Consider the following 21,295-nt stretch of genomic DNA (forward strand, 5'->3'; position numbering starts at 1 on the left):
AATATAACTAATATTTTTTATAGTGTATAAGTAATTCTTATAACCTAAATTCATTTTACGGAGAAGAGATCTTGCTTGATTATGCGCACTTGAGGGCCCTTTCGATTGTCATATCTGAAGGGGGATTCGATCGAGCCGCCAAGGTACTCTGTATCAGTCAATCTGCCGTTTCCCAGAGGATCAAGCAGCTTGAGGAGCGTGTGGGACAGGCATTAGTCATCCGCTCTACGCCCGTAGAAGCGACGCCTATGGGCAAGAGACTACTCAGACACTATTCACAGGTTCAACTACTGGAGAGTGAACTGAGTGTCGAGATGGATGCTGACGATCCTAAGCTTCCCACCATTGTAAAGATAGCGGTGAATGCCGATAGCCTGGCCACCTGGTTTCTTCCGGCACTGTGTGAGGTGTTCAAGCGCCATCAGTGGCTACTGGAGTTGATTGTCGATGATGAGTCATATACCCATAACTTACTGAAAAATGGTGAGGCTGTCGGCTGTGTGACCACAACCAAGGAGCCCCTGGCCGGATGTAGCAGCGAATACTTAGGGGAGATGGAGTATCTGTGCGTTGCGACACCTGAATTTATCGATGAATATTTCCCAGTCACTATCTCTCAAACATCATTGGAAAAAGCGCCTGCCGTCGTTTTCTCAACCAAAGATAAACTGCATGAAAAATACTTAGGAAGATATTTCAACATGACACCGGGGAGCTGGCGTGAACATAAGATCCCCTCGTCGGAGAGTTTTCTCGATGCCATCATTCAGGGGCTGGGCTATGGTCTGGTCGGGCACCTTCAAGCAGAGCCCCTGCTGGAAAAAGGGATACTCAAGGAGGTCACCCCAGGAAAAAGGAAGCGGGTTCCCCTCTATTGGCAACATTGGAATATAAAGGCGAAACAAACCACCATCGTATACCGCTCTCTGGCTGTCACGGCCAAGCAATCCCTTTGCTAGCCTACCGGCTGAGTTCCGCCCATCATGGCAGGCAATAAAAAAGGGGCATAGCCCCTTTATTTATTGAAATCGCCACAGCTGCTATTCGGTTTTCACTTCATCGGCGTTACCATTGGAGTTCGGCGTCGGCCAGGCATTGAGTACCGCCTTTACCAGTGAAGCCAGAGGAATCGCAAAGAACACGCCCCACACCCCCCATAAACCACCGAAGATGAGTACGGCTGCAATAATAAATACCGGATGCAGATCTACCGCATCGGAGAAAAGAATAGGTACCAATACGTTTCCATCCAACGCTTGGATAATGCCATAACCTAACATCACATAACCGAACTCGGGACTGATCCCCCACTGGAAAAAAGCGACTAATGCAATGGGAAGGGTGACCAACGTGGCCCCCACATAGGGAATGAGAACGGAAAAGCCGGTCAGAACACCGAGCAGGGCTGCATATCTGAGATCCATGATGGCAAAGAAAACATAGCTGACAGCACCTATGATGATGATCTCGATGACCTTACCACGAATATAGTTAAATATCTGCTGGTGCATCTCATACCATACTTTACGGGCCAGCTCTCTGTTGGTCGGAATGAACCTTTTGCTGCCCTTAATCAGCTCATCTTTATCTTTTAAGAAGAAAAAAACTAGCAAGGGAACAAGGATGGCGTAAACCATCAACACGAGTAACGAAGCTGAGTAGCCAAGTATCTGTTTACCGATATCAAGCAGATGTTGGGTATCTAACATCTTTTTCAACTCGCTAACCATGCTGTCGAGTTGATCAGGATTTACAAATTGAGGGTACTTATTGACGTAAGTCTGTGCGGTGTGAAGTCCTTTATCCAACATAGTTGGCAAGTCAGTTATCAATGCCACGCCCTGCTTCCAGATGCTGGGAACCAAACCGAAGGTGATCAACAGCATAGTTCCGATGAACAGAACCAACACGGCCGAAGCCGCCGTCGTACGATTGATCCCCAATTTGAGCATCTGTGCAACGGGCCATTCCAGCAGGAAGGCTAAAACGAGTGCCACCAATAGCGGAGCTAATAGCCCACCGGCAAAGTAGATTGCCAGGGCTATTCCCAGCAGGATCAAGACTAAGGTTACTGCCTGAGGATCGCTGAACCGCTCTTTATACCAAGTAGTCAATAAATTTAACATTCAAGATTCCTGAAATTAAAACACTGTCACTCTAACGAAGATTTTCGATTTTTATTTTCAACACATTTTCATCATTACATAACTCGAAGTACCGATATCCAACTTTTTTTAAAAAACGGGGAACATCCTGTCTGGAGCCAATGTCAGATAAGGAGACACAGAGCGTCTCTCCATCTTCGAGTTGTTTTAATGCGAGTTTTACTTTTACCAGAGCTAATGGGCAACGTAATGCCGTTAAATCAATAGAAACCATAATAATCATGTTATGGATAAACTTAAGTCATTATCCTAAGTTGAACGATAAACCACAAGCAATGCCATAAGATTGTATGAGGTAACGAATGAGTAGGATCGGTATTTTTAACGGTTTCATAAACAAATGTTAATTGGGTCAGACTTTCAATGATAGTTTAGTTGTTGATATGTTTGATAAGTCAACAGAGTTTTTAATTTGTTTCCGGCCATATCTCATTCTAAAACAGATATGGATTAAGACCAGCTGTGCGGGTAAAATCAATTTGCCGCAGGTAATTTATCAGATTGTCTACTAAAGACAACATAGCCCTAATTTAAGGATCAGTTTGAGTAAAATTACATCGCCAAAATCTCTCCTAGCCGGCGCAATGTCACTAATTTTTTGTGCAACTGCGCCTTTGAGTCTTGCTAACAATGACCTGCCCGATCTTGGCACCGCCGCAGTGAACACCTTCAGTCTCGAGAAAGAGACCGTTTACGGTGACGCTTATATGCGCGTGATCCGTTCTTCGGCTCCCATACTCAACGACCCTGTGTTGAGTCAATATTTGACAGAGTTGGGCAACAAACTCGTCGCGCATGCAACGGGTGTAAAAACCCCCTTCTATTTCTTCCTGCTGAGAAACGATGAGATTAACGCCTTTGCCTTCTTCGGTGGCCATGTTGGTGTGCATACCGGCTTATTTCTTAACGCCGATAACGAAAGTCAGATAGCTTCTGTCCTGGGTCATGAAATTACCCACGTGACGCAGCGCCATCTGGCTCGCTCACTCGAAGCACAGGAGAAAAGCTCAACGGCGACCATGGCTGGTATGTTAGGGGCAATCTTGTTAACTATCGCCGCCCCGCAGGCCGGTATGGCAGCCTTGGCTACGACACAGGCATTAGCAACCCAGGCAAAGATTAACTATACACGCCTGCATGAGAAAGAGGCTGACAGGATCGGAATGCAGATCTTGGTCGACGCCGGTTTCGATCCAAATGGCGCAGCGGATTTTTTTGCCAAGTTGGCCACCCGATACCGATTTACCTCTAAACCCCCTCAGATGTTGCTGACCCACCCTCTGCCGGAATCGCGTATCACCGACGCCCGAAACAGAGCCGCTCAATACCCGCATAGATATGTACCTGATAATATCGACTTCCAGTTGGCTAAGGCACGTATTCAGGTACGTTTCTCCAGTTATAGTGAAGAGGCGGCTTTATCGCTTTTTGAGAAGAAACTTAAGAAACGCAGCTACACATTTAAAGAGGCTGCGCTGTATGGTAAGGCACTGGCCCTCTTTCGGGTAGAGCGTTTCGATGAAGCAGAAACCATTATCGATGGTCTGTTGAAGGGCGATAAAAACAACTTGTTTTATATCGATACTAAAACGGATCTCCTGGTACAGAGAAAAGCCAACGATGAAGCCATCGCCATGCTTGAAACGCAACGAAATCTCAAGCCAACGTCACAGGTGATCAACACAAATCTGGCGAACGTTTATATCGAATCGGAGCAGCCTGATAAAGCGATTCCGTTACTGGAAGAGATGATCTTTCTGGACAAGCAGAATCAGCTTCCGCTGTTTTTACTCCGTGATGCATACAAGAAAACCGGAAACAAGGCGATGGAGCACTTTGTCAATGCCGAGTCTATGGCTCTTGCAGCCGATTACAAGGGAGCAATAGACCAGTTAAACTTTGCTTATAAACTCTCTGCCGATAACCCGCTGCAACTGGCAAGAATTGAAGCTCGTATACGTCAATTTAAACTGTCGAACAGGGCCATAGAGGAGTTAAAATAATCCCCCTCTGTGTATCGCGAGCCTATGCCCTCATAGGCTCGGGAACATCCCTGCCAGGTTGGCTCATGCTGCAGACTATTTTATCTATTTCCGCCTACCCCCCCGTTTTTAACTCTTCAGGCTCACCAGTTTAAAGAGTGAGCCTATAACTTCTTAGAAAGAAACAATAAAACTGAAAATTTCATGACTCTAATCGACGACTTTTTTTGTGACATTGCTCACCTTTTAAAGTATGATAGCGACAAATTTCACATGAAGAAAAAATATCATGACTCAAGTAACTATCATACATAACCCTCGTTGTTCAAAAAGCCGACAGACACTTGCACTGTTACAGGAACAAGACTGTGAAATTCAAGTCGTTGAGTATCTTAAGTCGCCTTTAGTCAGAAGTGAAATTGAGGGCTTATTGGTCAAACTGAATATAAGTGTCCGTGAATTGATGCGTACTAAAGAGACTGAATATAAAGAACAAGGCTTAGCCAATGAGGACCTCACTCAAGCGCAACTTATCCAGGCGATAGTCGAGACACCTAAACTACTCGAGCGTCCTATTGTCCTCGCCAACGATAAGGCGGCCATAGGCAGACCACCTGAAAATGTGCTCGCTATACTATAAGTTGAGGCCAACTCATGAACTCTACCACGCTGTTTAAACTATGCCGGACGGGTTACCTGACTCTGGTCATCTTATTAAGTGCTTGGTTCATAAATAAAGGGCTCAACGGAGAGTACTCTGTGGCGTTTACGTCATTGTGGATCATCCCGCTGCTGTTTCCGCTTAAGGGGATCTTAACCGGCAACCCCTATACCTATGCCTGGGCCAGCTTCATCATCTGTCTTTATATGTTACATGGACTAACGCTGCTCTATGTAACCTACGAATACCTGTGGTTTGCACTGTTTGAGGTTGCCCTGCTGGGAGCATTACTGGTCGGCTTCCCCTTCTATGCCCGCATCAGGGGACGTGAATTGGGACTTGGCCTTAAAAAAAGAAGTAAGTAACCTAAGGTTCATCTGTGAAAACAAGTGCCCTGCTGCACTTGTTTTCATCCATACACGACAAGACTCTCCCACTCGGCTCAACTGCCCCTCTCCTTTCTGTAGTGAATTTCACATGCTATATTTTCCAATAGCTCACCTGATGCCTTCTTATTACAGATGAAGGTAATACAATAATAATCAAATGGAAAAGCCTGCAATGAGTTCTTTTAAATACCTGCTCTTAGCCGGTACGCTATCTTTAGTGGCCTGTGGAGGAAGCTCGGAGAAAGGTGACGAATCTTTACCTTCGATACCCCGATGTGAGCAGTTGTCGACTCTCACAAACATCACAACTGAATCAGATATCGAGTTCCTGGTCGAATCGAGTTATCAGATAGCGCAATCCGGAGCTATCATCGCCCGAATTGCCAACCAGGATAGCGCCGGTTTCCACTTTAACTGGCAGCAGACATCGGGCCCGGAGCTGATATTAAAATCGGTATCGAGCCCGGTGCTTGCTATAGACCCCCTAGAAACGGGGAGTTACACTTTCTCCGTAACGGTTAACGGCAAGGGACTCGCTGCAGAGCAGAACATCGAAGTGACGGTAACGGGCGGGCTAGACAACAGGTTAAATGTTCGATCGGATCACCAGGTTGTTCAAGGCGGAGATGTCAGTTACAGGGTAGATAGAGTCGATGAACAGATCCCGCCGGAGCTTAACTGGTGTATCGCTTCAGGCCCTGATATAAACCTCGATATCAGTAATATAGAAAGCCCAAGGTTCATCGCACCCGACGTCGGCTCGGATACCATCAGTATCCTCAGAGCAACCGCTAACATCGCAGGGTCAAACAGCAGCTCTGAAGTCATCGCACTTATCACCCATGAACAGGAAATCGAGTCTCAGTACTTCGACAAGCCTGTAGCCAGAACACATGCATACCGTACTGACTCACCATATGCCCACCAGCTACAGCCCTGTATCTATTCAAACCAGCTGACAACACCATGCAGCATCGCACAGTTACCTTTAATCGGACAAACCGATCATCACTCAGAGAAAGAGAAGATCATAGACAGGCTGCTGGTCTCACATCAATGGATGGGGGAAAATTTCGAAACTTTCCTTAACGAGATGGATCCCATGAGTGATTTTTCGCTCCTGCTACAATCGGTAACTGCAATTGTCATCAGTTATGATATCCGTCCCTCCTTCTATTGGGTCGTGACCGGTGCCATCTACCTGGATCCCAATGATCTTTGGTTGCTGGCTGAAGAGCGTGATGTCATCAATGAGGCTCCCGATCACCGAGCTATGTTCGGGAATGAGTTGAACTTTATAATGCCATGGCGCTATGTCAAAGATAACCAATATGTCTCCTACAGTACCCCCAGAGAAGTTCGCACAGCCCGTAGCCTGGCTGAGATGTCTCCTGAGCTGTCATCACTACTTTTCCATGAGCTTGCTCACGCCAATGATTTCTTTCCACGCTCGGTACACGATAGCATTCAAGGCGGCACCCTACTCGACCACTATAACAGACGCACGATGGCGGGAGAGCTGGTCTCGGATAAGGTATCGCTTCAATTCCCCCTATATAGTGATGAGCTGAAGTCGCTGGCAGATGTGAGTTTTCGCGGCAAAGCGGCTACCGCCATGCAGAAAGCCTATTCACCGGCAGACATATCTCACTTTTTCACCGGCGATAGCGCCACAGACTACTATGCCTACTCCACAATTCGCGAAGATACGGCGATGTTACTCGAGGAGGCAATGATGAGTCACAGATATGGAATCCTACGGGATGTAGGCATCACAGATAAGCCCGATAACCCCACTGCAGCGAATATCATTGTAAACTGGGGACAAAGGGGGCGCATCGCAGAAGACTCTATTCAAGATAGGGCCGTACTGGTATTAAACGAGATGTTGCCCGAACTTGATGCCAAAACTCTGATATCGGAGCTCCCTGAACCGATACCTATGGTACAAGGATCCAGCTGGCTGGAAAATTTGACGATCTCCCCGAGTTCAGCAGCTTCAGTCAAGCGTGGCCGATTAGAGACAAAGGTGCCTGAACTCAGATTCAGTGGTGACAGACATAAGAGGGGCCAAGGCCTTCAGGCTCCAATGGATATGACACCTTAAGCTCTGGAATGACAGGTACGTAACACATAACATATCAAAAGGATGGAAGCGCGATTCTGGAAATGGCAGTATCGCGCCCTTCTCTTTGTCCGACTCATAAGACGAACATTGCCGGTAAACAGGCTGCGAGTTACAGTCTCAGCATCTCTTTAACGAAAGGGATAGTTAACTTGCGCTGATGTACGAGTGAATCTTTATCCAGCCTGTCCAACACATCAAACAGAGTTCTTAAGTCTCTTGCCAGACGGTTCAGCAGGAAGCGGCCCACATCTTCAGGCAGCTGTAGTCCACGCATCGCAGCCCTGCGTTGAAGTGCGGCTAACTTTTCATCATCTGCCATCGGCTGCAACTGATAATTAAGCCCCCATTGCATCCGTGATACAAGATCGGGTAGCGCAAAACCGGAATCCGTAGGGGACACACTGGCACTCACTATCAAAGAGCAACTCTTATGTTCCAAGACACGATTGTAGAGATCGAAGATGGCCTCTTCCCACAGAGGGTGGCCGGCAATAGCATCGACATCGTCGATGCAGATCAGATCGAGTTGCTCCAGCCCTTCGAGAAGAACGGGGGATATACTGGCATGGATGCCTAAAGGGAGATAGAAGCTGCTGCGCTCAAGATCGTTTGCATGAGCACAGGCTGCGTGCATCAGGTGCGTTCTTCCGGATTTTTCAGGTCCCCACAGAAATACACTTCGCTTGGCACGGCCTTCGGCGCAGGCTTGCAGACTCTGAATCAGCTCATCATTGCCAGCCGCCGGATAATAACTGTTAAATGTTTCATCATCGGGCAGGTGAACCGGTAATGAAAGTTGTAAAGGTGAGTTAGATTTCAATCAGATACTTCTCTATTTCACTCGATGTCACTTAGATAATCATTTTAACATGAGTATCCATGAATTTAAATTAACTATCCTTGCCAGCGGTACTCGCGCCCTGAGCCTTGTGACGGCATCATGGTGGCAACTCCGTTACCGTTGACAAACGGATCTGTTATCTGTGGCTCCTGAGCATGAACTCTGGGCTCCAGATCCATCAAGCGATGAAGATCTTCCTCTGTACCAAACAACTCCAGCTTATACTGAGCATTCGTTCCCTTGAGTTGCCTCAGCTGTACCGCCTTTACGGCGCTTAACTGAGATAGGTATTTCTCGATATCGACCAGCTGTTTCATCTCGGTAATATCGACAAAAGTGACATAGCTATCGATATCTTCGCCTGTATCGGCGATGGCATATCGCCCCACATAATACTCACTGATAGTAGTGATGATATCATTCACTGCCGTATTGATGTCAGCAGAAAGCTCCTGCTTACTCACCAGAGAAGTGTGCATGGGTTCACCACTGCCAACCGGGTACAAAGCCAGGCTATACTTCAAAGGGCTTACTCTGGTATCGATGGAAGCCATAACAAAATAATCTGCTCGATAACGTTGAGAAGCGGCAGCGACCTGATCTGCGAACATTCCCCTTACATCATTTGCTGACACTTTCATATTGTCATCAAGATCCATCAAGGGAAATAGAAGCGGCACACCTTTAGCTTCGGATTCAACATCAAATAACGCTCTGCTATCGAGTAGAGACTCATCATTGATAATTCTTCTCTCACCCGCACTGTCTTCTACTATCCAGGCTAAAGTCAGGGGTCTTTGCTTACCCCAAACCGGCAACTGCGCCTCTCTTAACAGTCGAATAATCCGCTTATGATCGAAACTCACCTGGAGAAAAAGTTCGCCGTCCAGCTCCTGATAACCATACTGACTAATCAGGGTGGTTGGTTGCTTTACCACCGCCTGAATACTCGGATGAGCCAGTGCAGATTGAGAACCGGAATTCTTTAAAATAACACTCTTGAGTCCAGCAGAGATGGCTTTATTTCGCTCGGCGACCGAGCGGGAGTTCACAGGAACTAAACTCTCATCGAGTTTAGACACTTCAGCGGCATCGGCGATGTTTGTCTGTATTAACAAGCAGCTGACTAAAAAAAGAGAAAAGTTTAATAAGGTTTTCAGCATGTTCGACTGTTCTAAAGAAAACGAATTAAATAAATTGTACCACAAGTAATCTGGCATCTGAATTCGCTTGTTCGAGACAATAAAATAGTAAAAACCGAAAAGATGATCGACAAACAGTGACAGCGACCTCAACCTGACAGTCATAAACCTGTTATTATTGACAGGTTTACCTACAAGAGAATAATAATGAAAAATATTGCACTTGCCCTTCAGGGGGCTCAAATGTTGTTTGTTGCTTTTGGTGCATTAGTACTCATGCCTCTGCTGACAGGCCTTGACACTAATGTGGCATTATTCACCGCTGGTATTGGTACCCTGCTATTCCAGTTAATCACTAAACGGCAAATTCCCATCTTCCTTGCCTCATCGTTCGCCTTTATCGCGCCCATCATGTACGGCGTGCAAACCTGGGGGATCCCATCCACCATGGGCGGCCTTATGGCTGCAGGATGTGTCTATGTCGTCCTTGCCAGTTTAATCAAGTTCAGAGGGGATAACTTTATCAAGAGGCTGCTGCCCCCTGTCGTGGTTGGGCCTGTGATTATCGTTATCGGATTAGGACTGGCACCTGTTGCAGTGAACATGGCACTAGGTAAGAGTGGCGATGGCAGCCTGGTACTGGTTGAACAGAGCACAGCACTGATTATCTCTCTGTCGGCTCTGCTGACAACTGTAGCTGTTGCCATTTTTGCTAAAGGTTTAGTGAAATTAATGCCTATTCTCGCAGGTATATTTGTTGGTTACGGCCTCAGCTTAAGCTTCGGCATCATAGATTTTAGTCCGGTTGCAGATGCAAGTTGGATCGCAATCCCTAACTTTGTTGCACCGGAATTTAACTGGCATGCCATCGCGTTTATGATCCCGGTTGCAATTGCGCCTGCGGTAGAGCATATCGGTGATATTCTGGCTATCTCAAATGTGACGGGTAAAGACTTTTTGAAGAAACCCGGACTGCACCGCACCATAGCCGGTGACGGGGTGGCAACCATAGCGGCCTCAGCACTTGGTGGACCGCCAAATACCACTTACTCTGAAGTCACAGGAGCCGTTACGCTCACCAAAAACTTCAACCCTGTTGTTATGACATGGACGGCCGTAACAGCCATTTTACTCGCCTTTGTTGGCAAATTAGGCGCTATGATGCAGACCATTCCGGTCCCGGTTATGGGCGGCATCATGTGCCTCCTGTTCGGCTCTATCGCGGCAGTGGGATTGAATGCTCTGATTAAAAATGGTGTCGACCTAAATGAACCCAGAAACCTGTGTATAGTGGGTGTCACCTTAGTATTTGGTATCGGTGGTATGGCTTTCGGCATCGGGTCATTCAGTCTGACTGGTATTAGCCTCTGCGGTATTGTCGCAATTACGATGAATCTGCTGCTTCCTCAGCCTGAAGAGGAAGTCACGGCATAGTCTGCAGCTCCTCCTTCATGCACCAACAAAAAAGCCTTTCGTAAGAAAGGCTTTTTACATTACGGCTTAAATCAATTGCTACCCGGCAGTATCGTCCGGATTCATAACCCTTGGTTTAAACTACTATGCTTGCTCTTCAGACGGGTATTTTGCAGCAGTTTCGCTGATCAAGGTTTGAAGCTCACCTTTTTGATACATCTCAGTAAGAATATCGCAGCCACCAATCAACTCACCTTCAACCCAAAGCTGGGGAAATGTTGGCCAGTTAGCATATTTTGGTAACTCAGAGCGGATATCCGGATGCTGTAAAATATCAACAAACGCAAATTGAGCATTACAGTTGATCATGATTTGAGCAACCTGAGAGGAGAAGCCACAGCTAGGTAATTTAGGAGAACCTTTCATGTAAACAATGATTGGATTCTCTGCGATCTGCTGCTTAATTTTCTCTACGGTTTCGTTTGTTTCCATTTTTAATTCCTAACTTACGCATACAATGATTAAAAAACTTACCCTATTGTACTTCAGGTGCAGCAATAACAAAAACCTACTTTTAGTAGGGTTTTAGCTACTGGTTTTTCCAATCAAATTTGTAACAAACCGGATGCAGTATGAACAGTCGCCCCTCACCATATCTGATGCGGTTTATCGAAGAATAGTGCAAGGTAAGCAGTTGAATTTCTATAAAAATGGTGCATTTATACAGTTAACCGCTTTTATAGATTGCTATAATCGTAAAATTAATCATACTCTTAAGGGCATTTTCAAATAGAATTAGTTTTAGAAGCAATATATTACAATTATTGATGAGTGGAGAATCGCAATGGCTTTTGAATTACCTGCATTACCGTATCCTAAAAACGCACTTGAACCTCATATTTCTCAGGAAACCATCGAATACCACTATGGTAAACACCATAACACCTACGTTGTAAAGCTTAATGGTTTGGTTGAAGGCACAGAGCTTGCCCAGAAGAGCCTTGAAGAGATCATTCAATCCTCTACCGGGGGCATTTTCAACAATGCGGCTCAGATCTGGAATCACACCTTCTATTGGAACTGCTTATCTCCTAACGGTGGCGGGGCAGCAACTGGAGCCGTGGCCAAAGCGATTGATGATGCCTTTGGTTCATTTGACGACTTCAAGGCAAAGTTCACCGACGCTGCAGTCAATAACTTTGGTAGTGCCTGGACCTGGCTTGTTAAAAAAGCCGATGGTTCGGTGGCAATTGTCAACACCAGTAACGCCGAAACACCACTGACAGACAAAGACGTAACCCCAATTATGACTGTCGATGTATGGGAGCATGCCTACTATATCGATTACCGTAATGTTCGCCCCGACTACCTTGCTCACTACTGGGAGTTAGTCAACTGGGACTTCGTTAATCAGAACTTCAGCTAGTCCCGATTAGCTACATATTTCCCCCATAATCTAAGGAGCCTGGACGGCTCCTTTTTTGTACCTATTTGGTATTACAACGGTATAATTTAACTCCCCCCACATTTGCAACTGTTGCATTTGCAATTGTTTCCCATTGTTTTTATACAACTTTTTTAATACTAAATTCAGTTATTAGGTCTAAGATTAATACTAGGAGACTGGTTTTCAGTTATCGCTGTCATCTAATTTAGGCGTTTCAGGGGGTGGAAAATGGGCATATTTGAGCATTACCAACAGCGCTACGAACAAAAGCTTGATGAGGAGTATTCACTCCAGGAGTTTCTCGAGATCTGCAAAAAAGATCGTTCCGCATATGCATCTGCAGCAGAAAGGCTACTCATTGCAATTGGTGAGCCTGAAGTCATTGATACATCGAAGGATCCTGTACTGAGCCGAATTTTCTCAAATCGGCTGATTTCTCGATTCCCGGAATTTAAGGACTTTTATGGCATGGAGGAGTCTATTGAGCAGATAGTCGCCTACCTGAAACATTCGGCTCAAAGTCTGGAGGAGTCGAAACAGATCCTCTATCTGTTAGGGCCTGTAGGTGGTGGTAAGTCCTCCCTCGCCGAGAAGCTTAAAGCCTTGATGCAGAAAGTTCCCATCTATGTGTTAAGTGCCGATGGAGTAAGAAGCCCGGTTAATGATCACCCCTTCTGCCTGTTTAACCCCGAAGAGGACAGTGGCCTGTTGGAGAGTGAATATAACATTCCGCCTCGCTACCTTAAATCTATCATGTCTCCGTGGGCCGTGAAGCGATTACACGAATTTGGTGGTGATATATCCAGGTTTAAAGTCGTAAAGGTATTTCCATCCATCTTAGATCAGATGGCAATCGCAAAAACCGAACCCGGCGATGAAAATAACCAGGATATCTCCTCCCTAGTGGGTAAAGTCGATATCAGGCAGCTGGAACATTTCGCGCAGAATGATGCCGATGCATACTCATACTCGGGCGCCCTGTGCCGCGCAAACCAAGGGTTGATGGAATTTGTGGAGATGTTTAAGGCACCGATCAAGGTACTCCATCCACTATTAACCGCGACTCAAGAGGGCAATTATAACGGCACGGAAGGCCTGTCAGCCCTCCCCTATAACGGTATTATTCTCGCCCACTCCAACGAGTCGGAGTGGACTACGTTCAGGAATAATAAGACCAACGAAGCATTTCTGGACAGGGTATACATAGTAAAAGTGCCTTACTGTTTGAGGGTTTCAGAAGAGATACTGATCTACAATAAACTGTTGGCAAATTCTGAACTGTCGCAAGCACCTTGTGCACCAGGCACACTGGAAACGCTCGCTCAGTTCAGTGTTCTGTCAAGGATCATCGCACCGGAAAACTCCTCGGTCTATTCGAAGATGCGTGTCTATGATGGTGAAAGCTTAAAAGATACCGATCCGAAGGCGAAATCCTATCAGGAATATCGTGATTACGCCGGCGTTGATGAGGGAATGCAGGGACTTTCGACCCGTTTTGCCTTCAAGATACTCTCTAAGGTCTTTAACTTCGATCATAGTGAAATTGCCGCTAACCCGGTGCACCTTTTCTATGTGTTAGAGCGCCAAATAGAACAGGAACAGTTCCCCACTGAACTCGCCGAGCGCTATCTCGAATTTCTGAAGGGTTATCTAATCCCTAAATACGTCGAGTTTATCGGTAAAGAGATTCAGACGGCATACCTGGAGTCCTATTCAGAGTATGGCCAGAATATCTTCGACCGTTATGTCACCTATGCAGACTTCTGGATTCAAGATCAGGAATACCGGGATCCCGAAACGGGTCAGTTATTTGATCGCTCGGCCCTGAATTCTGAACTTGAGAAGATTGAGAAACCCGCAGGGATCAGTAACCCTAAGGACTTCAGAAATGAGATAGTGAATTTCGTCCTAAGGGCGCGAGCCAATAACGAAGGTAACAATCCATTATGGACGAGTTATGAAAAGCTCCGTACTGTGATCGAGAAGAAGATGTTCTCAAACACAGAGGATCTTCTGCCTGTCATCTCATTCAATGCCAAGACATCGACCGACGATCAGCGAAAGCATGATGACTTTGTCAATCGAATGATGGAAAAAGGCTACACCAAGAAGCAAGTCAGACTGCTTTCAGAGTGGTATCTGAGAGTGAGAAAGTCTTCTTAAAATAGGCATACAGGGAGCATAAATTGCTCCCTACTATGACCTGGGAGGTGCGCATGGCGAATTTCATAGACAGACGACTCAATGCTAAGGGAAAGAGCACGGTTAATCGTCAACGATTTATCAACAGATATAAGCAGCAAATAAAAAAAGCTGTCAGTGATGCCGTCACTCGGCGGAGTGTTACCGATGTTGATAAAGGTGAGAAGATAGGGATCCCCACTAAGGATATCAGCGAGCCATCGTTTCATCAGGGACAGGGTGGAGTGAAAGAGCGGGTACATCCCGGTAATGACCAATTCACCCGCGGTGATAAAATAGAGCGCCCCCCTTCGGGTGGAGGCCAGGGCTCAGGTCAGGGAGACGCCTCAGACTCAGGTGAGGGGCAAGATGATTTTGTATTCCAAATCTCGAAGGATGAGTATCTCGAACTCCTCTTTGAAGACCTGGAGCTTCCTAATCTGCAGAATAATCGCCTCAATAAACTGGTTGAGTACCAAACATACCGTGCGGGCTTTACCAATGATGGGGTTCCGGCAAATATCAACATTGTTCGCTCACTACGCTCATCACTGGCACGCCGAATCGCTATGACATCGTCGAAGAAGGCGAAGTTAAAGGAGTTGCAAGATGAACTTGAAGAGCTGGAAAATACGCCAGGAGCCGAAGCCGAAAGAATTCTTCTTATTAAGGAGGAGATAGAGGAGTTAAAACAGAAGATAGACAAGGTGCCGTTTATCGATACTTTCGATCTCAGATACAACAACTTCGCTAAACGTGAGATCCCATCCAGCCAAGCCGTTATGTTCTGTCTGATGGATGTATCTGGTTCTATGGATCAGGCGACCAAAGACATGGCTAAGCGCTTTTACATTTTACTCTACCTTTTCCTAACCCGGACCTATAAAAACCTGGAAGTCGTCTATATTAGGCACCACACCCAGGCTAAAGAGGTCGATGAACATGAGTTCTTCTACTCTCAGGAAACCGGTGGCACCATAGTCTCCAGCGCATTAAAACTGATGCACAAAATCCAAAAAGACCGTTATCCCGAGAGCGAATGGAATATCTATGCGGCTCAGGCATCAGATGGCGATAATTGGGCCGATGACTCTCCGGGTTGCAAACAGATCCTCGAGAAACAGCTGCTTCCCGTTGTGAGGTACTTTAGTTATATCGAGATCACTAACCGGGCGCACCAAACTCTCTGGCGTGAGTATGAAAACCTCCAGAAAACCTTCGATAACATCGCCGTACAGCATATTAAACAAGCTGAAGATATCTACCCGGTGTTCAGAGAACTATTCAAGAAACAGGCTGTTTAAGGAGGCGCTATGGATGCTAAAAAGAAAAGATCTCCACTCGATGATGGTCCGGATTGGACCTTCGATCTACTACAGTCGTATCTTACTGAAATTGAGCGGGTGGCGGCTCACTATAAGCTTGACTCCTACCCAAACCAGATTGAGGTGATAACAGCCGAACAGATGATGGATGCCTACGCGGGTATCGGCATGCCAATTGGTTATACACACTGGTCATTCGGTAAAAAGTTTATCGAAACTGAGCAGAGCTACAAAAGAGGTCAAATGGGCCTGGCATATGAGATAGTGATCAACTCAGATCCCTGTATTGCCTATTTAATGGAAGAAAATACCATCACAATGCAAGCACTGGTGATGGCCCATGCCAGTTTTGGCCACAATAGCTTCTTTAAAAACAATTACCTCTTCAAAACCTGGACCGATGCCAGCTCAATAATCGACTACCTGGTCTTTGCAAAAAACTATATCAGCCAGTGTGAAGAGACCCATGGCACCGAACAGGTAGAGCTGATCATCGACTCATGCCATGCATTAATGAACTACGGCGTCGATCGGTATAAACGACCGAGTGAAATATCGTTCAAAGAGGAGCAGCTCAGACAGAAGGAACGAGAGGAGTACCTGCAGAGTCAGGTCAATGATCTATGGCGAACAATCCCCTTAACCCAACACGTTGACCCCAAAACGGAAACCTTGAACTTTCCGGAAGAGCCTCAGGAAAATATTCTCTACTTTATAGAGAAGAACGCACCTTTACTCGAGCCATGGCAGAGAGAGATCGTTCGCATAGTCAGAAAGATGGGGCAATACTTTTACCCTCAAAAACAGACTCAGGTAATGAACGAAGGCTGGGCCACATTTTGGCACTATACTATTCTCAACCACCTTTACGATGATGGTGTTGTCACCGATAGGTTCATGATGGAGTTCCTACAAAACCATACCAATGTGGTTGCGCAACCCAGTTATAACAGTCCCTATTACAGTGGCATTAACCCCTATGCGTTAGGGTTCAATATGTTTGTAGATATCAGGCGAATTTGTGAAAACCCAACCGACGAAGACAGGGAGTGGTTCCCGGAAATTGCCGGCAGCGACTGGTTAGAGACACTGCATTTCGCAATGCAAAACTTTAAGGATGAGAGCTTTATCAGCCAATATCTGTCACCTAATATTATGCGGCAATTTAAGCTTTTTGGAGTTTTAGACGACGATAAGAAAAATTATATGTCTGTATCCGCCATCCATGATGAGCAGGGATACAAAGATATCCGTCAAATGTTATCGCAACAGTATAACCTCTCTAATATTGAACCCAACATCCAGGTTCAGCAGGTTGCGATTACCGGCGATCGCTCATTGACTTTAAGGCATGTACCCACCAATAGAGTCCCCCTTGCAGAGAGTTGCCACGAAGTGGTAAAACACCTGCATAGACTCTGGGGCTTTGATGTCAGGCTTGAAGAGATCAGCGAGGAGGGAAACCTAAGCATTATCGCCTCATGTCCTGAAGTTCAAACAGATGAGTAGCCCTTAACAGGACTTCAGCACCGATACGATTGCAGGGTCCAGATATGAAAAAAGCGCCATCAGGCGCTTTTTAATTTCAATATCGCAACTTATGCGAATTTGAAATCAACATGCTCAATAAGAGGCTTGAATGCATGACGCTGCATTGCTTGTACGCGTACTTTTACGTCTTTACCATCAACAGTGATAGTAAGGTCGCTAGAGTAGAAGTCAGCATTCTCTTGAATGTTGATGATATCTTTATGGTCAAACTTGATAGAGATAGGCTCTTTACCAGCACCATAGATAACAGCAGGTACTTTATTCGCATGACGTAGGCGGCGGCTCGAACCTTTCCCGATTTCAGTGCGGATTTCAGCAGCGATAGTGTAAGACATAGTTTTCTCACTTAAATAAAAAATTTCAGGTTGTCTCCATTTTCGACCAATGAAGACTCATTTAAAGCGGGCATATTCTAGCACAAGTATCACAAGCTAACAAACTGTTTAGAGCTGAAATTCATACGACTGGTGAGTCAGGCTTACCAGGTACGAACCGGGCCTGTGTCCACATGTATAAAGCCGGATTGAGGATAGTAGCCTACCCCGCCAAGTTTTAATTCAATCGCCGCATCGCGCAGATGGCTCAACTTTACATCGGGGAGCGCGATATCCATCGCCATCCCTTTCATATGATAGCTCTTTTTCGCTACCCCGTTGCTTTTAGAGGCTAACATGGCATTGGTTTTTGGTGAGCGATAACCAGAGATGACATTGAAGTCTTGTTCAACATTTAAGGATTGCTTCAACTTAAACAGGAGATCATAAAGACGTTTATCCATAGGCGCAGACTCATTCCGCCTATGATCCCTTAAAATATGGCTAAAATCTGATAAGATCCCACTCTGATAATTTCCATCTATCCAATAGCTTCCCTGCCCTCGTTCCCCTGTGTGTAAGTTACGAAACCCTAAACTACGCACTCCTGTGGTAGATCGACTTGCCTGTACTTTTGTGGGTAACATCGAAAACATTGCAACGCCGCTTAGGCCTAACAACAACTGCCTACGGGCCGGACAAACTATTGACACTCTACCACCGCTGTATATTTTTTAATCACGAATCCCAATAAATTAAACGTTATTCGTCACGAAATCAAGTCAGCACAATACCTGTAGAGTACCTACAAGGCCAAGATAGGTAGTCAATTTTTGATTGTTGCCAGGTTACCTGTTGAATTTTGGTTATAAATATCATTCCTGAACTGAGGGTCACCAGCACTATCTATCCATGCTGTCCAGTACACTAAATGAACGGCCAGAGAGTCATCGAGGGAAAACCATTGCGTTTTCTCTCTCTCAACCTGCATATCCACCCAGGTCTGTTTATCCCGCACTAAATTTGATGCCATCCAATTAGCCAGGCTTTCCACATTCTCGACCCGAATACACCCCGATGACAGCGCCCTGTTGGCCTCTTCAAACAGTGCTTTATCCACCGTATCATGTAGATAAACATTGTATTTGTTTTCGAAGTAAAACTTGTACCTGCCTAATGTATTTTCCGCACCGGGTCTTTGTACCAATCGATATGGGAAACGCCCATTAGCCAGCTTCTGCCACTCCTGTGGACTCTTCTGAATCAATTCACCTTTGGCATCGAATACATCAAAATTTCTTTGACTGATATATTGGCCATCCTCTCTCACTTTCGGCAGCAGATCCCTCCACATCAGGCGCCTGGGCACACGCCAACTGGGGTTGAGTACAAGATTAGATATTTGACTGCGTAACATAGGGGTTTGGCGGTACGGCTTCCCCACGATGACTCTTGACTTAAGCTGTACCTCATCATGGTCAACCAGAACCATCTCAAATGCCGGAATGTTAATCAGCAGAAACCGCTTATCTAATGAGGCCTGGTAACTGGATTTTTTTAAGAAGTTATTTGCCAGCAAACGTGCCCGGCGATCAGGAGATGCATTCAACCACCTGAGCGTTTCCGGGCCGATAACTGCATCTTGCTTTAATCCATGGCGCCTTTGAAAACGAAGTAAACTGTTCTTAATCGCTTGATTGAATTGCCTATTATTTTTGTCGTAACTATCTAAATCACCGAGCATATTCAACCGGAAACTGATCTCAGGTATCGCATCATGATAATCCCCCTCCTTAAGCCAGGCTTCAATAACAAGTGGTTTCCAGGAATGGTGCTCACTAAGCCAGAGCAGATAACGTAGCCTGTTACTAACGGGAAGATAATCTTTTGACTTTGGTTCTAAAGCAGTGGCACGTTGATAGAGATCGTCGTTATCACCTCCCTTACCAGCACCATTAGGGATGTTTTCGGTTTGCCAAAAACGCTTCAACTCCTGTTCGGCTCTCTCGGCACTATCTAACTTCTCCTGCCTTGTGCCACTACGCAGCACCCGATAAGAATCAACTGACTGCTCAGTTGGCCTGACCAGATTAACCAGCTGTAGTTGGTAGAGAAGCGAGTTAAACCCTGCATCACTCCTGTCCATTGCAGGAGCCGACGCGACATACAGTGCCCAAAAAAGTGCAATGCATCTCAACCAGGCCGGACTTCGATACGACATACTTCCCCTCCAAACTCTCAGACACAAGTAAGGGTCTCTCTTCAACTTCCTCATGCAGTCCATACAAGTATGGCAAACAATTGAAGCTATTGAGTGGAGTACTATAGAGGGAGTTTACACCCCTCTTAGATTAAGTAGGCATAACAAAGAGTTTACTCATTAGGAGGAACTTAAGGTTGCGCGTGTAATAGTCGTTTCACCAGAGCCTGGGTAGTAACGAAGTTGCCAGTTCTCTGAGCCAATGCTGCGATTATCTGAGATATAGTTAAAGTAACAATATGAACCATCTGCGACAGATGACCCATTACCATACCAGTAGACAATATCAGTGTCTCCGCCAAAAGCTGCGTTGTTATGAGGAGCAAGCACGTAATCATCCCCCTCCAGCAAACCACTCCACACTTCCTTACAACTCTCACCCGTTAAAGTTGATCCATCACCGCCATTGGTTGTACTCAACGGGTAACCCGTATTGCTGGAATCTAAGGTCCCATCGCCGTAACATGCAAGGTCTTCAACACGAGCACTGGCTCCCGATGCAGCCCAGCAGCTGTGATACAGCGTCACGCCCGAACTAAATGCACCAAATGCCCCCTTTGCCGCCGAGTCATGGGCATCTTGCCCTAAGTTCATGAACTTAGGCAGGGCAACGACAGATAAGATCCCCAAAACAATGATAACGACAACAAGCTCTATCAGAGTAAAACCTTTAGAAACGAAGGACTTCATTAGCACTAATACCTTTAAATCACGTTTACAACCAACAAGATATACATTATATCCTGAACATTTTCCCAGCGTCACCAGAAACAGGGTAATGGTCTATCAGCAAGCGGGGTAATACAAGTTAAACGCTACAGAGGATGAATATACAAGCATAAAATACACATGTAAGTAACAACAAAAAGACAAAAGTTACATCATGATAAGGAATTGGAACTTGAAGGTATTACTCAAAGAGGTCATCTCACATCGTGAGCAGAGGCTGTCATTGGGAGTGTGTTTCAACAGTGCGAGGGATTTTAAATCTGTGTCTTTACTATTTTTGGGATACAAAAAAGCCCCAACTATATCAGGGCCTATTGCTCACTCTCGAAGAGAATGATGGTACCCGAGGCCGGACTCCAATCCCTGTAACAGTCGGCACGTGTATATCGACGTGCGAGGTTTTTTTCTTTTTGAACTGTATCGTTAAACCTCAGATACAAAAAAACCAACAATATGTCAGGGCCTATCGCGCACTCTCGAAAAGAATGATGGTACCCGAGGCCGGACTCCAATCCCTGTAACAGTCGGCACGTGTATTTCAACAGTGCGAGGGATTATGCTTTCTGAACTGAATCGTTGAATCTCAGATACAAAAAAGCCCTAACTATATGCCAGGGCTTAAATGATGGTACCCGAGGCCGGACTTGCGCCGGCACGTGTATTTCAACAGTGCGAGGGATTATGCTTTCCGAACTGAATCGTTGAATCTCAGATACAAAAAAGCCCTAACTATATGTCAGGGCTTAAATGATGGTACCCGAGGCCGG

The 21,295-nt window shown here is 45.8% G+C and carries 19 protein-coding genes; 10 read left to right on the forward strand and 9 right to left on the reverse strand.

What is annotated here, in order from left to right; genetic code table 11:
- Positions 1–71 precede the first annotated feature (71 nt).
- On the forward strand, positions 72–959 hold the full coding sequence (locus tag Q1B47_RS10250) for a LysR family transcriptional regulator ArgP (protein ID WP_299792703.1): 888 nt from the start codon (positions 72–74) through the stop codon (positions 957–959).
- A gap of 81 nt (positions 960–1,040) precedes the next feature.
- On the opposite strand, the gene Q1B47_RS10255 is transcribed toward Q1B47_RS10250, so the two are convergent.
- A complete protein-coding gene (locus Q1B47_RS10255; RefSeq protein ID WP_299792706.1) occupies positions 1,041–2,126 on the reverse strand; it encodes an AI-2E family transporter in 1,086 nt (361 codons plus the stop codon).
- A gap of 31 nt (positions 2,127–2,157) precedes the next feature.
- Positions 2,158–2,379: a sulfurtransferase TusA family protein gene (locus Q1B47_RS10260; RefSeq protein ID WP_299792709.1), complete on the reverse strand. Its 222-nt coding sequence runs from the start codon at positions 2,377–2,379 to the stop codon at positions 2,158–2,160.
- Between the two features lie 370 nt (positions 2,380–2,749).
- On the opposite strand from Q1B47_RS10260, the gene Q1B47_RS10265 reads away from it, so the two are divergent.
- The 4 genes from Q1B47_RS10265 to Q1B47_RS10280 all read left to right on the forward strand — a co-directional run bounded on the left by Q1B47_RS10265 (position 2,750) and on the right by Q1B47_RS10280 (position 7,304).
- On the forward strand, positions 2,750–4,168 hold the full coding sequence (locus tag Q1B47_RS10265; protein WP_299792712.1) for a M48 family metalloprotease: 1,419 nt from the start codon (positions 2,750–2,752) through the stop codon (positions 4,166–4,168).
- A gap of 268 nt (positions 4,169–4,436) precedes the next feature.
- Positions 4,437–4,787 (forward strand): arsenate reductase (glutaredoxin), encoded by a 351-nt coding sequence (arsC, locus tag Q1B47_RS10270; RefSeq protein ID WP_299792715.1) that lies wholly within the window; start codon positions 4,437–4,439, stop codon positions 4,785–4,787.
- A gap of 14 nt (positions 4,788–4,801) precedes the next feature.
- Positions 4,802–5,173 carry a DUF2069 domain-containing protein gene (locus tag Q1B47_RS10275; protein WP_299792718.1) on the forward strand — a complete coding sequence of 124 codons (372 nt, stop codon included), beginning with the start codon at positions 4,802–4,804 and terminating at the stop codon, positions 5,171–5,173.
- Positions 5,174–5,369: 196 nt separating this feature from the next.
- Positions 5,370–7,304, forward strand: a complete 1,935-nt coding sequence (locus Q1B47_RS10280; RefSeq protein ID WP_299792721.1) for a hypothetical protein — start codon at positions 5,370–5,372, stop codon at positions 7,302–7,304.
- A gap of 130 nt (positions 7,305–7,434) precedes the next feature.
- On the opposite strand, the gene hda is transcribed toward Q1B47_RS10280, so the two are convergent.
- Both hda and Q1B47_RS10290 read right to left on the reverse strand, forming a co-directional pair.
- A complete protein-coding gene (gene hda / locus Q1B47_RS10285) occupies positions 7,435–8,145 on the reverse strand; it encodes a DnaA inactivator Hda (protein ID WP_299792724.1) in 711 nt (236 codons plus the stop codon).
- A 74-nt stretch (positions 8,146–8,219) separates the two neighbouring features.
- On the reverse strand, positions 8,220–9,284 hold the full coding sequence (locus tag Q1B47_RS10290; protein ID WP_299792727.1) for a DUF2066 domain-containing protein: 1,065 nt from the start codon (positions 9,282–9,284) through the stop codon (positions 8,220–8,222).
- A gap of 231 nt (positions 9,285–9,515) precedes the next feature.
- Here Q1B47_RS10290 and Q1B47_RS10295 point away from each other — a divergent pair, with 231 nt between their 5' ends.
- Positions 9,516–10,742 (forward strand): uracil-xanthine permease family protein, encoded by a 1,227-nt coding sequence (locus tag Q1B47_RS10295; protein WP_299792730.1) that lies wholly within the window; start codon positions 9,516–9,518, stop codon positions 10,740–10,742.
- Positions 10,743–10,865: 123 nt separating this feature from the next.
- On the opposite strand, the gene grxD is transcribed toward Q1B47_RS10295, so the two are convergent.
- Positions 10,866–11,213: a Grx4 family monothiol glutaredoxin gene (gene grxD, locus Q1B47_RS10300; protein WP_299792733.1), complete on the reverse strand. Its 348-nt coding sequence runs from the start codon at positions 11,211–11,213 to the stop codon at positions 10,866–10,868.
- Positions 11,214–11,565: 352 nt separating this feature from the next.
- On the opposite strand from grxD, the gene sodB reads away from it, so the two are divergent.
- The 4 genes from sodB to Q1B47_RS10320 all read left to right on the forward strand — a co-directional run bounded on the left by sodB (position 11,566) and on the right by Q1B47_RS10320 (position 17,183).
- Complete coding sequence (sodB, locus tag Q1B47_RS10305) at positions 11,566–12,147, forward strand: superoxide dismutase [Fe] (protein ID WP_299792736.1); 582 nt, start codon at positions 11,566–11,568, stop codon at positions 12,145–12,147.
- Positions 12,148–12,396: 249 nt separating this feature from the next.
- Complete coding sequence (locus Q1B47_RS10310; RefSeq protein WP_299792739.1) at positions 12,397–14,331, forward strand: PrkA family serine protein kinase; 1,935 nt, start codon at positions 12,397–12,399, stop codon at positions 14,329–14,331.
- A 53-nt stretch (positions 14,332–14,384) separates the two neighbouring features.
- Entirely contained in the window at positions 14,385–15,653 is a 1,269-nt protein-coding gene (locus Q1B47_RS10315; RefSeq protein WP_299792742.1) for a YeaH/YhbH family protein, read from the forward strand.
- A gap of 9 nt (positions 15,654–15,662) precedes the next feature.
- The gene (locus Q1B47_RS10320) at positions 15,663–17,183 is read left to right on the forward strand and encodes a SpoVR family protein (RefSeq protein WP_299792745.1); all 1,521 of its coding nucleotides are present in this window, start codon (positions 15,663–15,665) and stop codon (positions 17,181–17,183) included.
- An 89-nt stretch (positions 17,184–17,272) separates the two neighbouring features.
- On the opposite strand, the gene rplY is transcribed toward Q1B47_RS10320, so the two are convergent.
- From rplY to Q1B47_RS10340, 4 genes are all read right to left on the reverse strand, one after another.
- Positions 17,273–17,560, reverse strand: a complete 288-nt coding sequence (gene rplY / locus Q1B47_RS10325; RefSeq protein ID WP_299792748.1) for a 50S ribosomal protein L25 — start codon at positions 17,558–17,560, stop codon at positions 17,273–17,275.
- Positions 17,561–17,703: 143 nt separating this feature from the next.
- Positions 17,704–18,252 carry a DUF882 domain-containing protein gene (locus Q1B47_RS10330; protein ID WP_299792751.1) on the reverse strand — a complete coding sequence of 183 codons (549 nt, stop codon included), beginning with the start codon at positions 18,250–18,252 and terminating at the stop codon, positions 17,704–17,706.
- A gap of 113 nt (positions 18,253–18,365) precedes the next feature.
- Positions 18,366–19,760 carry a L,D-transpeptidase family protein gene (locus Q1B47_RS10335; protein WP_299792754.1) on the reverse strand — a complete coding sequence of 465 codons (1,395 nt, stop codon included), beginning with the start codon at positions 19,758–19,760 and terminating at the stop codon, positions 18,366–18,368.
- A gap of 159 nt (positions 19,761–19,919) precedes the next feature.
- The gene (locus tag Q1B47_RS10340) at positions 19,920–20,489 is read right to left on the reverse strand and encodes a prepilin-type N-terminal cleavage/methylation domain-containing protein (protein WP_299792757.1); all 570 of its coding nucleotides are present in this window, start codon (positions 20,487–20,489) and stop codon (positions 19,920–19,922) included.
- Positions 20,490–21,295: the final 806 nt, after the last annotated feature.

Source organism: uncultured Shewanella sp., assembly GCF_947501225.1.
Classification (GTDB): Bacteria; Pseudomonadota; Gammaproteobacteria; order Enterobacterales; family Shewanellaceae; genus Shewanella.